The sequence below is a fragment of the Actinophytocola sp. genome, from assembly GCF_045807065.1.
Classification (GTDB): Bacteria; Actinomycetota; Actinomycetes; order Mycobacteriales; family Pseudonocardiaceae; genus Actinophytocola.
Genome location: NZ_JBJMIE010000642.1, coordinates 18,488 through 35,454, shown reverse-complemented (window position 1 = coordinate 35,454; position 16,967 = coordinate 18,488). Strand labels below are relative to the sequence as shown.

Here is a 16,967-nt window from a genome sequence, read left to right as displayed (position 1 = left end):
CGGCACTGGGGCCCAAAGATCAACCGGCGCAATCGCCGGTCATTGGACGACCGATAAATCCGGCGAGCCACTCGACAACACGTTTCCGCAGAGGGACGGAAGGAATAACGCCGTGCGCCTGGCACGCATTTCCACAATCCTCGCCGTGTGCATGATGACGGCATCACTCCTCGAGACCTCCGGCGCTGCCGCGCCACTGGGCGAGCCGTCGACGCTGCAGTGCGCGTCGAGCGTGCCGATCTACCGCGTCGTGCGCACCACGGGCGAGATGAAGGAGTACCAGCACCTCGAGCCGGAGAACGGCGTGCTGTCCTGGGGCGCCAACCCGACCATCGGCCAGGCCTGGCAGACCGGTCGCGCGGTCGCGGCGCCGGACGGCGTCATCTACGCCCCGTGGAACACCGGCGAGCTGCGCCGCTACCGCTGGGTCAACAACGCCTGGGAGATGTACAACGGCAACTGGTACCAGGTCATCGACCCCACGGGCTGGGACCGGTACACGACGGCCGACTACCGCAACCGCATCACCGTAGACGCGGAAGGCCACATCTACACGATCGAACCGGACGGGTTCCTGCACTGGCGCTCCTACGACGCCACCACCGGCACGTGGCGCCACCGCGTCATCGCGGGCGGCTGGAGCCAGTACAACCTCATCTTCGCCGCCGGCAAGGGCATCATCTACGCCCGCACCGCCACCGGCGATCTCCACCGATACCGCTACCACGCCGCCTCGAACCGCTGGATCGGTCCCCTGCGGGACATCGGGCGCGCCTGGGGCCGGTTCGACCGCGCTTTTTCAGCCGGCGGCGACATCATCTACGGCATCGAACCCGGCGGTGACATGTACTGGTACCGCTGGAACGAGGACACCGAGGCCTGGGCATCCCAGACCGGCCAGCTGATCGGACGTGCCTGGGACGACGTGGCGACGACCGCCCGGCCGGACGCCTGCCAGCGGGTCGGCACCAGTGCGCCGGCCCGACCCGTGGTCGCGGCGCAGCCGAACGGTGCGGTGACGCTCCTCAACACCAGCGACGGGCACGTCCACTACAGCTACGTGGACGCCGAAGGCCGTGCGGCGCACGCCGAGGCGTCGGACCTGTCCGGTGGCACTCCCTTCGGTGTCGCGGTCATCCCCGGCTTCCAGGCGGTCACCGCGACCACGGCCATCGGCGAGTACCAGGACGGCCGAGTCGAGCTGCTCGCGACGGGCACCGACGCCGACGCTCGCGAAAGCGTGCTGGGCGCCAACGATGTCTGGTCAGCGCCGACGAACGAAGGCGGCTACCTCGTCACGGCTCCTTCGATCGCGCGGCTGACGGGGAACGTGCTCGCCGCGTTCGCCCTGGACACCGACTTCAACCTGTGGACGCGCAAGGAGCCGGCGGCCAACGCCCCACTCGACGGGTGGCGCCTCGTCGGTGCGACGCCCCTCGCGCGCCAGCGGCTCACGGTCGTGCCCACCAGCGCCGGTGTGCGGATCATCGGTCTGGGCCGCAACGGTCTGTTCCAGACGGCGACGTTCGAGAACAACACGCTCGGCACGTGGGCCAGCCTCGGCGGCAGCGGGTTCGCCGGCACCGCATCGGCCGTCACCATGCCGGACGGCACGGTCCAGGTGTTCGCCGTGGACAGCGCCGGCACGGTGCAGACCCAACGTCAGACCACCAGCGGTTTCTCGGGCACCTGGACCCCGCTCAGCGGGGTGACGGCGGTCGGCGCCCCCTCGGCGATCCTGGCGCCCGACGGCACACTGCAGGTGGTGGTGCGGAGTACGGACAACTATGTCTACTACGCCGGCCAAACCGCGCCCGGTGCCACCACGTTCACGCCCTGGCGGATCGTCACCACTGCCGACGAGACGTCCACCGACCCCACCGCCCTCGCCGTGCCGAGCGCGAGTACCTGGGTCGTCGGCTACCTGACCGACACCGGCGTGCCGAAGCTGCGCCGCTACCAGGCGCCCGTGTCCGCCCGCGCTGGCCGAGCCACGTTCGAGGACCTGCCGATGACCGTGCACAAGTGACCCCACGTGTGCGGATGATCTCTATCGGGTGATACTTTTTCGCCGGATCGGGGGAATCAACACTTTCTGGACGTCTAAGGGTGGCGCGTGACTGTCACATCTACCGTTCCGGTGTCGCCGTCCGAAGAAGGCGCGACTCAGCCGCGAGCGCGGCGGACCTGGTTGTTCGCCGCACTCGGGCTGGGGGTGCTGTTCGTGTTCGGGGTGCGGGCGGCGTGGTTCTTCACCATCGACGACGCCTACATCACGTTCCGCTACTCGGACAACTTCGCTCAGGGGTACGGGCCGGTCTGGAACGTGGGTGAGGATCCGGTCGAGGGGTTCACCAACTTCCTCTGGATGCTGTGGCACACCCCGTTCGCCCTGCTGGGCCTCGATCTGCCGCTCGTGGCGAAGCTGACGTCGTTCGCCGCCGGGGTCGCCGTCCTGGTGTTGCTCGTTCGGTACTGCCACCAGCGCTACGGCCTGGTGTCGGCGCTGGTGGCCGGTGGCGCGTACGTGGTGTTCGTGCCGACGTACTTCCACATCACCAGCGGCCTGGAGACCATGGCGTTCGCCGCGTTGTTGCTGCGGGCGGTGATCGTCGGTCTCCGTGCCGTCAACGGTCAACCGGTGCGGGCGTGGGAGCCGCCGCTGTTGCTGGTGCTCGCCGGCATGCTCCGGCCAGAGGGCGTGCTCGCGGCCTTCCCCGGGTTCGCCGCCTGGCTGTGGGTCAACCGCCGTGAGCGAAGGGCGTGGCTGTGGACCGGTGGCGCGGCCGTGGTGGGCGGCGGGTACTTCGCGTGGCGGTGGGCCTTCTACGGACACCCGTTCCCCAACACCTTCTACGTCAAGTTCGGCAACGTCGACGCCGGCCGGTTGTGGCTCGAGACCACCGTTCCCGTGCTGCTGTCCCTTCTGCTGTGTGCGCTCGCGCTGTTGGTGCGGCGGGACACCCGGTGGTCCGGTGTGGTGGTATGCGCGACCGTAGGGGCCACTTACCTCACCTACCTCGTCTCCGGGCCGACCATGGACTACCTCTACCGGTTCGCCTACCACGCCGTGCCGGTGCTGTGCCTGGCCGCTGGTCTGGCGGTCGGTCCCTTCCGGCGGTGGTGGCTCGCCTCGGGTGTTGGCGCCGTCGCCGTGGGATGGGTGGCGGTGACCGGTGCACAGGCGCCCGACCTGCCGTTGATCGCCAACTACGGCCCGGACCTCGCCCGCACCCACGTCCCGATCGGCGAGGGTCTCGCGCGGGCCGACATCCCCTCCGAGTACCGCACCCTGGCGGTCAACGACGCCGGCGCCATCCCGTACTACAGCGGCTGGAACACCATCGACTTCATCGGTCTCAACGACGAACCCATCGCGCACGGGGACACGGACCCCACCACCCGGGTCACCGAGGCGAGACCCACCGTCATCGTCGTTCGCAGCTACACGCCCGACATTCCCGTTGACGCCTACGGTCTCGACGTCGCGCGGGCCACGCGTGGGTACGAACACCTCATCACCGTCCAGATGCGTGACGGCTACTACAAACAGGTCTTCGCCCTGCCGGAATGGGCGGACGAGATTCGCGGGCCTGTCACCGCCGCCGTCGACCAGGCGCAGGCCACGTACGACCCCGGCCGCTACGACCTCACCATCGACCGCTGGTTCGACCGTCTCCGCAACGGGTTTCCCTGGTAGGTCTTCAAGTATCCGAACAGGACGTGAAACCCCCGCACGCCGGCGCGTGCGGGGGTTTCTCCGTGTCGGGCCGCGAATTGCCAACTCGGGTATTTCCTGGTGTATTGCCAACAATCACGATGGCGGCGCCACAAATCACGTGGAAGTTCTCATTTACTCTCACCACGTAGGCGTCTAGGGTCTCTACCTGGCGACCAGCCCGACATATTGTCGCCGAATGTCGATGAATCGCGGGTTGAATTACCCGGCGCTGAAACGCTGCGTTTGATTTGGGAGTTCGCAATGGCCAGGAGAACGAACAGCATGAATATCGAGACCGCGCTCAAGGAAGCACTGTCCGTCGACGGGGCGGTGGGGGTCGCGCTGGTGGACTTCGAGAGCGGGATGTCGCTCGGCACGCTGGGCGGTGGCGACTGGCTCGACCTGGACGTCGCCGCGGCCGGGAATACCGAGGTGGTGCGGGCGAAGATGCGGGTGATGTCGGAGCTGGCGCTCGACGACACCATCGAGGACATCCTGATCACGCTCGGGCGCCAATATCACCTGATCCGGCTGATCGGTGAGACCGGACGCAGCGGTGCCCCGACCCTCTTCCTCTATCTGGTGCTCGACCGGAATCGTGCGAATCTGGCGCTCGCTCGTCACCACCTCAGACGCATCGAGAATGACCTGACCGTATGAGTGTCATCCGGTCCCTGCGGCGTGCCGTGGCTGCCGAGACGGTGGACGAGAGGGTGAGCGAGGTGACGCGGACCGTCGGGTCCGGTCAGCACGGGCCTGTCGACCGGGCGGTGCTGGCGGCCGTTCTGCGTGAGGTGCGTGCCGAGGACGACCCCGTGCTCGGGGGCGCGCTGGTGGCCGGTGTGGACGGGCTGGTGCTGGCCGCCGAGACCTACGGGTCGCAGGTCGAGATGCTCGGCGTCATGGCGGCGGCCGTCGCCGGGGTGGCGAGCCAGATCGTCGCGCACGCCGGCGCGGCGGAGGCGCTGACCTGCCTGATCGAGGGCTCGGCCGGGCATGTGGGGGTCTTCCCGCTGCCGCCCGCGATGGTGCTGGTCGTGATCGGAAGAGGCGGGGTGAGCACGGGGCGGTTCAACCTCGCCGCGCGGGGCGTGCTGTCCCGCCTGCGGGCGGCCGTCGCCGAGGCGTACGCGTCCGACGCCGCCGAGGCACCCGCGCTGGGCACCGCCCACGAGCCGGCGCCGGTCGAGGTGCCCGTCGAGGCGCCCGGGACCGGCCCGGACACGCAGAAGTTCGAGCCCGTCAACAGGGTGCCGCACGTGACGTTCGATCTGGGGTAGTTGACGAGAATCCGCTGGTCTCTGGCAGGAACACTCCTCATACCACCGCCGCCCGGCCGGATAGCTTCTGGTGAGGCGTCGTGAAAGAGGAGTTCGATGGACTACGTCATCCCGGTACTGGTCGGCATCGCCTACGTGTGCCTGAACTCGGTCATCCCCGAACCGCATCGGCTTCGGTTCAACGCCCTCGTGATCGCCGGGGCCGGGGCCACCTACATCAGCGGTGGCGGCGTGGGCATGTGGGAGCTGGCGTTCACCGCGGTGATGACGGGCGTGGCCTACCGGGCGCTCACGTCGTACGTGTTCGTCGGGATCGGCTGGCTGCTGCACACCGGCTGGGACATCCTCCACCACCTCAAGGGCGCGCCGATCCTGCCCGAGCTGTCGCACTCGTCGCTCGGCTGCGCGATCTGCGACCCGGTCATCGCGCTCTGGGCGTTCGGTGGCGGACGGTCGATCCGCACAAGGAAGTCGCCTTCCCCACGGTTGGCGTGAGGAAGGCGACCGCACTCGCGTTACCAGCCCTGCAGACCCGCGCCGTACGGGTAGAGCGGGTTGCCGTAGTTGGTCGGCGGGCTCTGCCCGGCGTTGATCTTCGCCCGGATGTCCGCGCGTTGGGCGTCCGTGGCGCCCAGGTCGTAGGGCAGGTCCCAGTTCTCGACCGCGTCGGCGGGCACGTCCGTGCCGCCCGGCTTCAGTACCTGGTCCAGCGACCTCGGCAGCTGCCACGGCAGCTTGCCGCGCGGCGCGTAGTCACCGAAGAGCAGGCCGGCCGCCGCCGGGCCCATCTCCTCGCCGCCGCGGTAGGTGACCACGATGGCGTCGGCCAGGCCCTGCCAGTCCGTGATCACGTACGGGCGCGGCAACACCAGCAGCACGACCACCGGAATCCCCTGGTTGCGGAAGTTCTGGATGACCGCCAGCTGGTCCGCCGGCAGGTACGGCTGCTCCTTGGTCCAGTTCGTCGCGTGGGTGTAGGACGCCTCGCCGACCGCCACCACCGCCAGCTTCGGTGACGGGCCGCTGTCCTGGTACACGTTCACCCCGGCACTCGTCGCGCGGGTGCGGATCGCGTCCAGGATGTTCTGCGAGCCGTACTCCTGGTGGAAGTAGCTGGTCCAGATGCAGCACGACAGGCCGTCGGTGGCGCGCGGGCCGGCCACGACGATGTTGTCGCCGCGGCCCAGCCGGACCGGCAGCACGCCGCTGTTCTTCAGCACGGTCAACGACTCGCGTTCGGCCTGGTTCGCCAGCGCCGTGTACGACGGCTGGTGCTGGCGGTACGGGCCGTTCACCGGGTCGCCGTACGGGTTCTCGAACAGGCCCAGCTTGAACTTCAGCCGCAGCACCCGCCGCACCGCGTCGTCGATCCGGCTCGCCGGCACCTGGGCGGTGAAGTCCGCCATGGAGAAGCCCGCGGCGCCGGGATCGGCCCCGCCCATGACGTCCGAGCCCGCGTTGGCCGCGCTGACCCAGGCGCCGGAGGGCAGCCAGTCGGTCGTGATCAGGCCGGTGTAGCCCAGGTTCTGCCGCAGGTAGGCGAGGATCGGCGCGCTGTTGCCCGCGCCCGGCCCGCCCGGGTCGAGCAGCGAGCTGCCGGCGTAGCCGGGCATGATGTTGACCGCGCCGGCCTCCATCGCGGCCCGGAACGGGATCATGTGGTACTTGATGGTCACCGCGTCGTACGTGATCAGCGCCTCGCCGCCGGCGCCCTCACCCGGCCAGTGCTTGACCGTCGCCAGCACCGACCTCGGGTTCAGCTCCGGGCCGCCCTGCAGGCCCGACACCAGCGCGCGGACCTGTGCGGCGGCGACGTCGGCGTTCTCGCCGTTGCCCTCCTGGATGCGCGGGTACAGCACCTTCGTGCCCACCTCGGCGAGTGGGCCGAGCAGGCCCCGCGTGCCGACCTCCAGCTGCTCCTTTCGTTGCATGTCACCGAGTTGGTAGTCCAGCGCGTAGTCCTGCCCGGCCGCCAGCGCGCTCTGCGTCGGGTAGGTCGTCTGGTACCCGTGGATCGTGTCGCCCGCCGACACGAACGGGATGCCCAGCCGGGTGGCGGACGCGGCCAGCAGGGTGGTGTTCAGGTCCTGCGGCTGCGCCGGCCCGAAGTGCCACCCGGACTGCGGGTAGGCCTGGGCGTTGTAGAACATCTGGTAAGCCTTTTCCTGGCTGGTCATCCGGCCGAGCAGGTCGCTGACCCGCGTCTCGACCGGCTGGTGCCAGTCCTCGTACGGCTCGATCGTGCCGTTCTTGTTCAGGTCCCGGCTGCCGTTCACGATGTTGACGCCATCGGACACGGTCTCCAGCGTGGGCACGTAGACGCTGAACGTCCGGATGTTCGACGTCGTACCGGGGCCGACCGCCACCACGTACCACTTGTACGTCCACCGGTCGGGCAGGTCCCACGCCGGGTTGTAGCTCGTGCCGGTCGTCTCGGCGACCTTGGTGTAGAGGTCGAGCAGGTTCGCGGACTGGGTGAAGTCGTAGTCCGTGCGGCTGATGTTGATCCAGACCTCGTAGCGGGACGCGCCGCCCACCGCCGCCCAGGACAGGGCCGGCCGTCGGGTGTTCGTGACCATCGCGCCGTCGGCGGGCGCGCTGAGCTGGAACTGCCCGGTGGTCGCCGGCGGGCGCGTCGGGCGGGACAGCATGGGCGGGGTCGTCGAGGACGTGTCGACGGTGCCGAGGACGTCGAACTCCCACAGCGAGTACCCGTAGCCGGTCGCCCGTGCGGTGCCGTAGAACCGCACGTAGCGGCCGGTGCCGCTGACCGCGAGGCTCTCCACGCCGCCGTGCCCGGTCGTCGTCGAGTAGACGGTCGTCCACGTGTTCGCGTCGCCCGACACCTCGATGCGGTACCCCGTCGCGTACGCGGACTCCCAGTTCAGGTTGACGCCGGTGATCGTCGCGGTGGCGCCGAGGTCCACCCGCAGCCACTGCGGGTCGCTGAACTCGCTCGACCAGCGGGTGGTGGTGCGGCCGTCGAGGGCGGCGGCCGGTGCGTTGCCGCCCTCCCATGAGGACGCGGCCACCGGCTTGTACCGCGAGATCACCTCACCGGTGCCCCCGCCACCGCTGCTGGTGGTCGTGTTCACCGCCAGCTCCCACAGCGAGTAGCCGTAGCCGGTGGACCGCGCGGTGCCGTACACCCGCAGGTAACGGCCGGTACCGGTCACCGCAAGGGTTTGCGTGCCGCCGGTGCCCGTCGTGGACGAGTACACGGTGGACCAGTTGGCGGCGTCGGTGGACAACTGGATCTGGAAGGCGGTCGCGTACGCGGTCTCCCAGGTCAGCACGACCTGGCAGACCGAGGTGGACGCACCGAGGTCGACCTGGATCCACTGTGGATCGCTGAAGGCGCTCGACCAGCGGGTGCCGGTGTTGCCGTCGACCGCCGCCGAGGCGGGCGTGCCCGCGTTCTCGGCGGACGACGCGGTGACCGGCCGGTTCAGTGCGGCGTTGGTGGTGCCACAGGCGGCCGCGCTGGCCTGCGACGCCGGTATGGCGACGCAGCCCAGCACGAGCGCAGCGGCGAGCACCAGCCCACGGGTCCTCATGGGAACTCCTTGGTCTGTCCGGAGAAGTGCTCTTCAGGTCACCAGCCGACGGCGACGAGCAGGTACTGCGGGTCGCCGTGGGAGACGAACGAGGACTGGCCGGCGACGTCGTCGTACGGGAAGCCGTAGGCCAGCTGGTTGATGGCGTGGTCGTGCCAGAACTTCGCGTAGTAGTTCGCCGGCGCGGCCGAGTAGTACTTCGTCGGGTCCTGCCACTGGTTCTGCGGCAGGTGGGCGGTGTGCCGGTTGAGCGCCGCGCACATGTTCGGGTTGCCGGCCAGGCTGCCCGCGCAACCGAAGATGTTCGACGTGGCCTCGTTCACGCCGACCGAGTTGGCGTAGGCGGTGTAGTAGTTGGCGTTCACCCCGCCGGCCCGGAAGCTCGGGTCGCTGCCCGGCGCGATGATCCGGTACGGCGCCTGGGTCTGCGCCAGCACGTCGAACTGGGCCGGCACCGCGTCGATGAACTTCTGGAACGTCACCGACCGGTCCTCGGCGAACGTCGACTGGTCCTCGCCGACCTGCACGTCGTAGCCGTCGTGCGCGTGCAGCCGCATGGCGAGCTTGAGCCCGAACGCGTCGACGCGCGTCGTGTTGCCGTTGAAGACGTCCGGGCCGACGGTGAACTCGATGAAGTCGTAGTACTGGCTGTTCGCCGAGCCGAGGTAGAAGTACATGCGACCCGCGGAGTTGGCCGGCATGTCCAGGTAGGGCTGCTGGGCGATCGAGTGCACCTGGCCGTTGAAGCTCCAGAACACCTGGCTGTCCGGGTACTTGCCGTTGGTGCGGTTGAGGATCTTGACGGTGAGCACGTTCTGCGCGGCCGGGATCGTGCTGGTGTCACCCCAGAAGCTGTTGTCGGGCGGGTTGCCGCCGCTCCCGCCGGTGCCGTAGACGCCCAGCTCCCACAGGGAGTAGCCGTACGGGGTGGCGCGGGCGGTGCCGTTGACGCGCAGGTACCGGCCGCTGCCGGTGACGCTCAGCGTCTGGCTGCCGCCGGTGCCGGTCGTGGTCGAGTAGATCGTGGTCCAGGTGTTGCCGTCCGCCGAGGTCTGGATCTGGAAGGCGGTCGCGTACGCGGCCTCCCAGTTGAGCACGACCTGGCAGATCGTCGCGGTGGCGCCGAGGTCGACGCGGATCCACTGTGGATCGCTGAACGCGCTCGACCAGCGGGTGCCGGTGCTGCCGTCCACGGCGGCGCTGGCCGGGGTGGACCCGTTCTCCGTCGACGACGCGGTCGCCGGGTGGTTCACCGCCAGGTTCGAGCCGGTGCAGGCGGCGGCGGTTCTTTCTGTCGAGGGCGCTGCGTTGGCGGTGGCCGCGACCACGACGCCGGTGAGGAGGAGCGCGGTCGCTGCGGCGGCCAGGCCGCGACGCAGGAGCGCAGGAGGACGGAAGCTCATGGCTATCTCCTTTGACAGCAACGCTCCCCGGCGAGGGCAGGGGGTTCGGGGAGAGCGCTCTCCCAAAGATTCGCGGGTCCGGGTGCTTCTGTCAAGACACGCGGGAAGTATTGCTGTCGAACGCGTTCGGGGCGGGAATTCTTCCGGCGCCATGGGATGGGCTTCGGCCCAATGTCGTCAGGTGCTCCCGCGTTCGGCTGAGTTCAGACCGAGGCGCGGACCACTCGGGGACTGCGTGCCGGTTCGCGGCGTGGTCGCGGCGCCCGACGTGCGCCGGCGGTCTCACGCCGAGGCGCGGACCACCAGCGTCGGGTCGAAGATCACCGATACCGGGTCGCCGCCCGGCTCGTCGATGTGGCCGAGCAGCAGTCGGGCCATCTCCGCCGCCATGTCCTCCACCGGTTGGCGGACCGTCGTGAGCGGGGGGCGGCAGGCCAGTGCCTGCGGGCCGTCGTCGAAGCCGACCACCGCCACGTCGTCCGGCACGGCGCGGCCGTGGCGGCGCAGCACCAGCAGGGCGCCCTGGGCCATCAGGTCGTTGGCCGCGAACACGCCGTCCACCTTCGGGTGCTCGGTGAGCAGTCGCTCCATCGCCGCCTCGCCGCCGTCCTCGCGGAAGTTGCCCTCCGCGATCGGCACGTACGGGCGGCCCAGGCGGGCCGCCGCGTCCCGGAAGCCGGCCAGCCGGTCCTGGCTCGCCGGCACGTCCAGCGGGCCGGTGATCGTCGCGACCCGCTGGCAGCCCCTGGCCAGCAGGTACTCCGCGGCCAGGCGCGCGCCGTCGGCGTGTGCGAGGTCCACGTAGCTGATCGGGACCGGCGTCGCCGGGCGGGCGAACAGCACGGCGGGCACGCCGGCGCGCACGCACATCTCCGGCAGCGGGTCCTCCGCGTGCGTGGACACGAGCAGCGCGCCGTCCGCGGCGCCCTGCCGCAGCTGCGCGACCACCTCCGCACGCACCTCGTCGGTGTCGGCGAGCATGAGCAGCGGGTGCATGCCGAGCGGGCGCAGGAACTCCACCACTCCGGCGGTCACCCGGCCGAAGAACGGGTCGGAGAACACCGACGACGAGAAGCCCCAGCCGCCGTCGCCGCCGCCGGAGCCGGACACCACCAGCGCGATGCCGCCCGCACGCCTGGTCACCAGCGACCGCGCGGCGCGGTTGGGCGCGTACCCGGTCTCGGCGACGGCCTTGCGGACCGCCTCCTGCAGGTCCTCGTCGACGTTGCGCACGCCGTTGATCACCCGGGACACCGTGGCGCGGGACACCCCCGCGACCCGCGCGACGTCCTCGAGTGTCGGGGTCCTCGCCCGCACATCCTTCATGCCGGCATGGTACGTGCTGGAGAGCGCTCTCCAGATGGTCATGGTCCATGTGGTAGCCAGGTCGGGTGAACACGATGTTCGTGCTGGTGGGTGGTTGGCCGGGATCGGGCAAGACGACGCTGGCGGCCGCGCTCGGGCCGCGGCTCGGGCTGCCGGTGCTGGCCAAGGACGAGGTCAAGGAGGCGCTCGCCGAGGAACTGGGACGGCCGGCCACGGTGGCCGAGTCGCGGCGCCTCGGCGGCGCGGCGGTGCGGGTGGTCCTCCGCCTGGCGCGGCACTGCCCCGGTGCCGTGCTGGACAGCACCTGGTTCCCCTACACGCGGCCGCTGGTGTCGGCGTTGCCGGGGCCTGTCGTGGAGGTGCGTTGCGTCGTGCCGATGGCGGTGGCGCGCGAGCGCTACTACGCCCGCACCGCGCACCGGCACCCCGGCCACCGCGACCTCGCCCGGGACGAGGCCGAGCTGTGGGGCGAGCCGGTGCGCCCCCTGGGGGTCGGCCCGCTGGTGGAGGTCGACACCACGGGTCCACCGGACCTCGACGCGGTCGTGGCCGACATCCGCCGCGCGGCGGAACCGTCCGCCTGATCATGACGCCGGCCGGACGGGCGCTGTCAGCGTTCTGTGCGTGGCCTCTCAGCGGGCACTGGCACGGTTCCCCGCGTGAAAACAGACAGAGAGCAGGGGAGCGGGGATGTCGTACGCGATTGAGACCGAGGGGTTGGTGAAGCGGTTCGGGGCCACGGTGGCGCTGGACGGGGTGGACCTGGCCGTGCCGAGCGGGTGCGTGTTGGCGGTCCTCGGGCCGAACGGGGCCGGGAAGTCCACCTTCGTGCGGGTGCTGGCGACGTTGATCCGGCCGGACGCGGGCGTGGCGCGGGTCGGCGGGCACGACGTGCTGCGGGACCAGCAGCGGGTTCGTGAGCTGATCGGGCTGGCCGGCCAGTACGCGTCGGTCGACGAGGAGCTGACCGGGTACGAGAACCTGCTGCTGATCGGCCGCCTGCTCGAGCTGCCCAGGGCGGACGCCCGGGCCAGGGCCCGTGAGCTGCTGGCCCGGTTCGAGCTGGACGACGCGGCCGGACGGCCCGCCAGCACCTACTCCGGCGGCATGCGCCGGCGCCTGGACCTCGCGGCGAGCCTGGTCGGGCGGCCGTCGGTGCTGTTCCTCGACGAGCCGACCACGGGGCTGGACCCGCACGTCCGGAGCGAGGTGTGGAAACTGCTGCGCGACCTGGTCACCGACGGCGTCACCGTCCTGCTCACCACCCAGTACCTCGACGAGGCGGACCACCTCGCGCACCGGATCGCGGTCATCGACCACGGACGGGTGGTGGCCGACGGCACGCCGGCGGAGCTGAAGGTCCGGGCCGGGGCGCAGCGGCTGGAGATCCGTCCCGTCGACAGGGCGCACCTGCCGGCGGTCGCGTCGATCATGACCGACCTCACCGGCGCGGCACCGGCCAGCGGCACCGATCCCGGTCTGCTGACGACACCGGTGACCGACCCCGCGGTGATCTCGGCCGTCGTGCGGCGGCTGGAGGCGGCGCGGGTGCCGGTGCAGGAGCTGGCCGTGCGGCTGCCGGGGCTGGACGAGGTGTTCCTCGCCGTCACCGGGCACCGGGCGGCCGAGCTGGAGCTGGAAGGGAGCCTCCGATGACGACGGCGATGACGACGACGGCGACGGGCACGTCCGGCGCGATGACCCCGGTGCGCGCCCTGTCCCACTCGCTCACGCTGACCTGGCGGTTCCTCGTGAAGGCCAGGCGCAACCCGGAGATGTTCTTCGACGTGACCGTCCAGCCGATCCTGTTCACGGTGCTGTTCGTGTTCGTCTTCGGCGGCGCGGTCGGCGGGGACTGGCACAACTACCTGCAGTTCCTGCTGGCCGGGCTCCTGGTGCAGAACACGATCTTCCTCACGATCAGCACCGGGCTGGCGCTGAACAACGACATCGAGAAGGGCGTGTTCGACCGGTTCCGCTCGCTGCCGATCGCGCGGTCGAGCCCGCTGGTCGGCGCCGTCCTCGGCGACGCGATGCGCTACGCGCTGTCGATCTGCATCCTGATCGCCTTCGGCCTGGTCCTCGGCTTCCACGGGCCGGCGCTCGGCATCGTCGCGGCCGCGTTGCTGGTGCTCGGGTTCGCGCTCGCGCTGTGCTGGGTGTGGGTGTGGCTCGGGCTGGTCATGCACAAGCCCCAGGGCGTGCAGGCCGCCGGGTTCCCGATCATGATCACCCTCACCTTCGGCAGCAACGTGTTCGTGCCCCTCGACACCCTGCCGGGCTGGATGCGGGCGTTCGTCGACGTCAACCCGGTCCGGTACCTGGTGGACGCCGCCCGCGGGCTGATGGTGGGCGGGCCGGTCGCCGAGGGGCTGCGCTACACCCTGTGCTGGTCAGTCGGCCTGCTCGTGGTGTTCGTGCCGCTCGCGCTGCGTGCCTACCGGCGCCGGACCTGACCGGACGAGCGTGAGGACCTCCGCGCGCGGCAGCGCCGTGCCGCGCGCGTAGGCGGCGTCGAACGCGGTGTCGCCGAGCAGGGCCCGCGTGCGGTGTTCGGTCCGGAGGAGGTCGCGGTCGCTGTGGTCCTGGGCGCCGCGCAGTGCCTCGGCGGCGCCCAACAGGACGGCGGCCTGTTCCGGACCTTCGGTCAGCAGCGACACACCGGCCATCGCCTGGGTCGCGGCGGCCAGGACCGGCATGTCGGGTGGGGTGGAGTTGCGTTCGAAGACCTCGTGCAGCCGTTCGCGGGCGGTCGGGCAGGCGCCTTCCACGACGTCGACCCCGGCCAGCTGGATCAGCACCAGGGAGGCCAGCTGGGCGGGGAAGCGCCCGCCCGCCGCCTCGGACAGGGCCTGTGCCAGGTGGTGGCGCGCCGCCGCCGTGCCCCCGCTGCGCATGGCGTGCTCGCCGAGCCCGCAACGCGCCCAGATCGCCGCCTCCGGTTGCCCGTACCGGTGCGCCAGCGACAGAGCGGCGGTCAGCTCGATGTGCCCGCCGGCGAGATCGCCGGACCGCAGCAGCTCCGTGCCGATCTGGGCGCGGGTCTCGGGCACGTCGTCCACCGCGCCGAGCTCCTCGAGGTAGGCCAGTGCCTCCCGGTACGCGGTGATCGCGCCGTCGTGGTCGCCGTCGAGCGAGCGGGCGTTGCCGGCGGCACGGGTGGTCATGGCCAGGCCCCAGCGGTCACCGGTCGCCAGGAACATCTCCCGCGCGGCCGACAGGTCGTGCCTGCTCTCCTCGATCCGGCCCTCGTTCTCCTGGATGAAGCTCCGGAACATCAACCCGACGGCCCGCGCCCACGGGTCGAGGTGCGACAGGGCCCCGTCGAGCTTGGCCAGGACGACGTCCGGGTCGGTGTGGGAGAAGACCGCCAGCATCGGTTCCAGCAGCACCAGCAGCGGGTGCTGGGTGACGTCGACCAGCTCGGCGTAGGCCCTCGCCGCCGCGGCCCGGGACGGGGCGTCCTGGTCGCCGTAGGCGATGGCGTTCATCGCGCTGAACGCCATCACGACCGCCCTCGGCATCGACGGGGCCGTGGGGGGCACCGCGAGGACGTCCTGGACCAGGGCGGCGCCCTCGCCCCGGTCGCCTTCCATGAACCAGTACCACATCAGCGCCGCGCACAGGCGGTCGGCGAGCTCGACCTCGCGGGCCTCGACCGCCCAGTGCAGCGCCGACCTCGTGTTCGGGTGCTCGGTGCGCAGCCGCGCGAACCACGGCACCTGCGCGCCGGTGTGCAGGTGGGGCTCGGCGGTCTCCGCCAGCTCGGTGAAGTACCGCGCGTGGGCGGTGTGGACCAGCGCGGCCTCGCCGGCCTCGGCGAGCCGTTCCGCGCCGTAGGCGCGGATCGTCTCCAGCATCCGGTACCGGAACTCACCGCCGTGGTCCGGCACCGCCTCCAGCAGCGACTTGTCCACCAGCACACCCAGCAGCGCGACCACGTCGCCGCCCGGTGGGTCCGCCGCGGCGCACACGCACTCCGCCGCCTCGATCGTCGCGCCGGCGGGGAAGACCGACAGCCGGCGGGCGAGGGTTCGCTCCGGTTCGGTGAGCAGGTCCCAGCTCCACTCGACGACCGCACGCAGCGTCCGGTGCCGGGGCAGCGTGCCGTTGGTGCGGGCGAGCAGCCCGAACCGGTCGTCGAGCCCGGCGGCGATCCGGGCCACCGGCAGCGACCGCGCCTTCACGGCGGCCAGCTCGATCGCGAGCGGCATGCCGTCCAGCCGGCGGCAGATCTCCACCACGGGACCGACGGTGTCCGCGGTGACGGCGAAGTCCGGGCGGACGGCGGCCGCCCGGTCGGCGAAGAGCCGGACCGCCGGGTAGGCGAGTGCCTCGTGCTCGTCCGCGCCGGTGTCGGCGGGCCAGCCCAGCGGCGGGATCGGGTACAGCGTCTCGCCGGCCACGCCGAGCGGTTCCCGGCTGGTGCACAGGACCCGCAGACCCGGGCAGGCACGCAGGAGCCGTTCGGCGAGGTCGGCCGCGCCGGCCACGACGTGCTCGCAGTTGTCCAGCACGAGCAGCGACCGCTTGTGCCGGAACATGTCCACGAGCCGGGTCACCACGTCCCGCGGCATCCCGTCCCGCGTCGCCTCCCGGTCGAGCACACCGGTCTCCCGCACGCCGACCGCGGACAGCACCGCCTGTGCCACTGCCCGCGGGTCGGTGACCGGTGCCAGCTCGACGAACCACGTCCCGTCGAGCAGCTCGATCACGGCCCGGCCGGCCAGCTCGGCGGCCAGGCGCGTCTTGCCGGCACCACCCGGCCCGACGACGGTCACCAGCCGTGTCGCACCGAGCAGCCCACCGACCCGGTCCAGCTCGCTCTCCCGGCCGACGAAGCTGGTCAGCTGGGCACGCACGACCGGTGCCGCCCTGGCCGGCCCCGGGTCCTGGCGGAGCACGGCGAGGTGCGCGGCGGCCAGCTCACCGGACGGGTCGACGCCGAGCTGCTCGGCCAGCGCGGCACGGATCCGCTCGAACGCCGCGAGGGCGTCCGCCTGCCGCCCCGCCGCGTACAGCGCGCGGACGAGCTGGGCGTGCACGCGTTCCCGCAGCGGGTGCGCCGTGGCCAACCGTTCCAGCTCGGCCACCACCTCGTCGTGCCGGCCGAGCGCGAGTGCCGCCTCGACCCGGTCCTCCGCCGCGGACAGGCGCAACCCGGCCAGCCGCGCGGCCGCGCCGGTGGCGAAGGGCGCGTCGGCCACGTCGGCCAGCGCGTCACCCCGCCACTGCTGTTCCGCCTGCCGGAGCAGCTCGATGGCCTGCGTGTGCCGGCCGGCCGCGGCGGCGTGCCGGCCCTGCGCCGCGAGCCGCTCGAACTCCAACGCGTCGACGTCCGCCGGGTCGACCGCCAGGCGGTAGCCGGCGGGCCGGCCCTCGACCAGCTCCCGGCCCGGGGAGTCGCCGCGCAGGGCGCGGCGCAGCCGCGACACCAGCGACTGCAACGCGTTGGCGACCCCGGCCGGCGGGTGCTCACCCCAGAGCGCGTCGATCAGTGCGTCGGTGGTGACGACGGAGCCGGCGTCGAGTGCGAGCCGGGCCAGCAACGCGCGCAGGCGTGCGCCGCCGACCTCGACGGGCCGGCCGTCGTCGTCCCACACCCGGTGGGGACCCAGCACGGCAACGCGCACGCGCCAAGCATGTCAAACAGGTCGCACGCGCCGCCCCGCGCTGGTGG

General features: G+C 71.4%; 12 protein-coding genes. 8 read left to right on the top strand and 4 right to left on the bottom strand.

Features of this window, described 5'->3' with window-relative positions; translation table 11 throughout:
- Nucleotides 1-154 precede the first annotated feature (154 nt).
- From ACJ73U_RS37505 to ACJ73U_RS37485, 5 genes are all read left to right on the top strand, one after another.
- A complete protein-coding gene (locus ACJ73U_RS37505; RefSeq protein WP_407782513.1) occupies nucleotides 155-2,029 on the top strand; it encodes a tachylectin-related carbohydrate-binding protein in 1,875 nt (624 codons plus the stop codon).
- An 87-nt stretch (nucleotides 2,030-2,116) separates the two neighbouring features.
- A complete protein-coding gene (locus ACJ73U_RS37500) occupies nucleotides 2,117-3,700 on the top strand; it encodes a hypothetical protein (protein WP_407782512.1) in 1,584 nt (527 codons plus the stop codon).
- A 303-nt stretch (nucleotides 3,701-4,003) separates the two neighbouring features.
- A complete protein-coding gene (locus ACJ73U_RS37495) occupies nucleotides 4,004-4,381 on the top strand; it encodes a hypothetical protein (RefSeq protein ID WP_407782511.1) in 378 nt (125 codons plus the stop codon).
- Nucleotides 4,378-5,001, top strand: coding sequence for a roadblock/LC7 domain-containing protein (locus ACJ73U_RS37490; protein ID WP_407782510.1), 624 nt, complete (start codon nucleotides 4,378-4,380; stop codon nucleotides 4,999-5,001). Before ACJ73U_RS37495 ends, ACJ73U_RS37490 begins: the two co-directional genes overlap by 4 nt.
- Before the next feature lie 96 nt (nucleotides 5,002-5,097).
- Nucleotides 5,098-5,496, top strand: coding sequence for a DUF6010 family protein (locus ACJ73U_RS37485; protein ID WP_407782509.1), 399 nt, complete (start codon nucleotides 5,098-5,100; stop codon nucleotides 5,494-5,496).
- Between the two features lie 20 nt (nucleotides 5,497-5,516).
- Here the strand turns inward: ACJ73U_RS37485 and ACJ73U_RS37480 are convergent, their stop codons facing one another.
- The 3 genes from ACJ73U_RS37480 to ACJ73U_RS37470 all read right to left on the bottom strand — a co-directional run bounded on the left by ACJ73U_RS37480 (nucleotide 5,517) and on the right by ACJ73U_RS37470 (nucleotide 11,329).
- Nucleotides 5,517-8,558 (bottom strand): discoidin domain-containing protein, encoded by a 3,042-nt coding sequence (locus ACJ73U_RS37480; RefSeq protein ID WP_407782508.1) that lies wholly within the window; start codon nucleotides 8,556-8,558, stop codon nucleotides 5,517-5,519.
- 38 nt (nucleotides 8,559-8,596) lie between these two features.
- Entirely contained in the window at nucleotides 8,597-9,961 is a 1,365-nt protein-coding gene (locus ACJ73U_RS37475) for a beta-1,3-glucanase family protein (protein WP_407782507.1), read from the bottom strand.
- A gap of 282 nt (nucleotides 9,962-10,243) precedes the next feature.
- Nucleotides 10,244-11,329 carry a LacI family DNA-binding transcriptional regulator gene (locus ACJ73U_RS37470; protein ID WP_407782506.1) on the bottom strand — a complete coding sequence of 362 codons (1,086 nt, stop codon included), beginning with the start codon at nucleotides 11,327-11,329 and terminating at the stop codon, nucleotides 10,244-10,246.
- A 32-nt stretch (nucleotides 11,330-11,361) separates the two neighbouring features.
- Between ACJ73U_RS37470 and ACJ73U_RS37465 the strand changes: the two genes are divergently transcribed.
- From ACJ73U_RS37465 to ACJ73U_RS37455, 3 genes are all read left to right on the top strand, one after another.
- Nucleotides 11,362-11,871, top strand: coding sequence for an AAA family ATPase (locus tag ACJ73U_RS37465; protein ID WP_407782522.1), 510 nt, complete (start codon nucleotides 11,362-11,364; stop codon nucleotides 11,869-11,871).
- 106 nt (nucleotides 11,872-11,977) lie between these two features.
- Entirely contained in the window at nucleotides 11,978-12,943 is a 966-nt protein-coding gene (locus tag ACJ73U_RS37460; protein ID WP_407782505.1) for an ATP-binding cassette domain-containing protein, read from the top strand.
- Nucleotides 12,940-13,743, top strand: coding sequence for an ABC transporter permease (locus ACJ73U_RS37455; RefSeq protein WP_407782504.1), 804 nt, complete (start codon nucleotides 12,940-12,942; stop codon nucleotides 13,741-13,743). Before ACJ73U_RS37460 ends, ACJ73U_RS37455 begins: the two co-directional genes overlap by 4 nt.
- Here the strand turns inward: ACJ73U_RS37455 and ACJ73U_RS37450 are convergent.
- Nucleotides 13,681-16,920 (bottom strand): BTAD domain-containing putative transcriptional regulator, encoded by a 3,240-nt coding sequence (locus tag ACJ73U_RS37450; RefSeq protein ID WP_407782503.1) that lies wholly within the window; start codon nucleotides 16,918-16,920, stop codon nucleotides 13,681-13,683. The two genes, ACJ73U_RS37455 and ACJ73U_RS37450, sit on opposite strands and share 63 nt — an antisense overlap.
- Nucleotides 16,921-16,967: the final 47 nt, after the last annotated feature.

Excerpts from the sequence above, each read along its gene's own strand:
- ACJ73U_RS37505 (WP_407782513.1), top strand. The coding sequence starts at position 155 with ATGACGGCATCACTCCTCGAGACCTCCGGCGCTGCCGCGCCACTGGGC.
- ACJ73U_RS37495 (WP_407782511.1), top strand. The coding sequence starts at position 4,004 with ATGAATATCGAGACCGCGCTCAAGGAAGCACTGTCCGTCGACGGGGCG.
- ACJ73U_RS37490 (WP_407782510.1), top strand. The coding sequence starts at position 4,378 with ATGAGTGTCATCCGGTCCCTGCGGCGTGCCGTGGCTGCCGAGACGGTG.
- ACJ73U_RS37485 (WP_407782509.1), top strand. The coding sequence starts at position 5,098 with ATGGACTACGTCATCCCGGTACTGGTCGGCATCGCCTACGTGTGCCTG.
- ACJ73U_RS37480 (WP_407782508.1), bottom strand. The coding sequence starts at position 8,558 with ATGAGGACCCGTGGGCTGGTGCTCGCCGCTGCGCTCGTGCTGGGCTGC.
- ACJ73U_RS37475 (WP_407782507.1), bottom strand. The coding sequence starts at position 9,961 with ATGAGCTTCCGTCCTCCTGCGCTCCTGCGTCGCGGCCTGGCCGCCGCA.
- ACJ73U_RS37470 (WP_407782506.1), bottom strand. The coding sequence starts at position 11,329 with ATGACCATCTGGAGAGCGCTCTCCAGCACGTACCATGCCGGCATGAAG.
- ACJ73U_RS37465 (WP_407782522.1), top strand. The coding sequence starts at position 11,362 with ATGTTCGTGCTGGTGGGTGGTTGGCCGGGATCGGGCAAGACGACGCTG.
- ACJ73U_RS37460 (WP_407782505.1), top strand. The coding sequence starts at position 11,978 with ATGTCGTACGCGATTGAGACCGAGGGGTTGGTGAAGCGGTTCGGGGCC.
- ACJ73U_RS37455 (WP_407782504.1), top strand. The coding sequence starts at position 12,940 with ATGACGACGGCGATGACGACGACGGCGACGGGCACGTCCGGCGCGATG.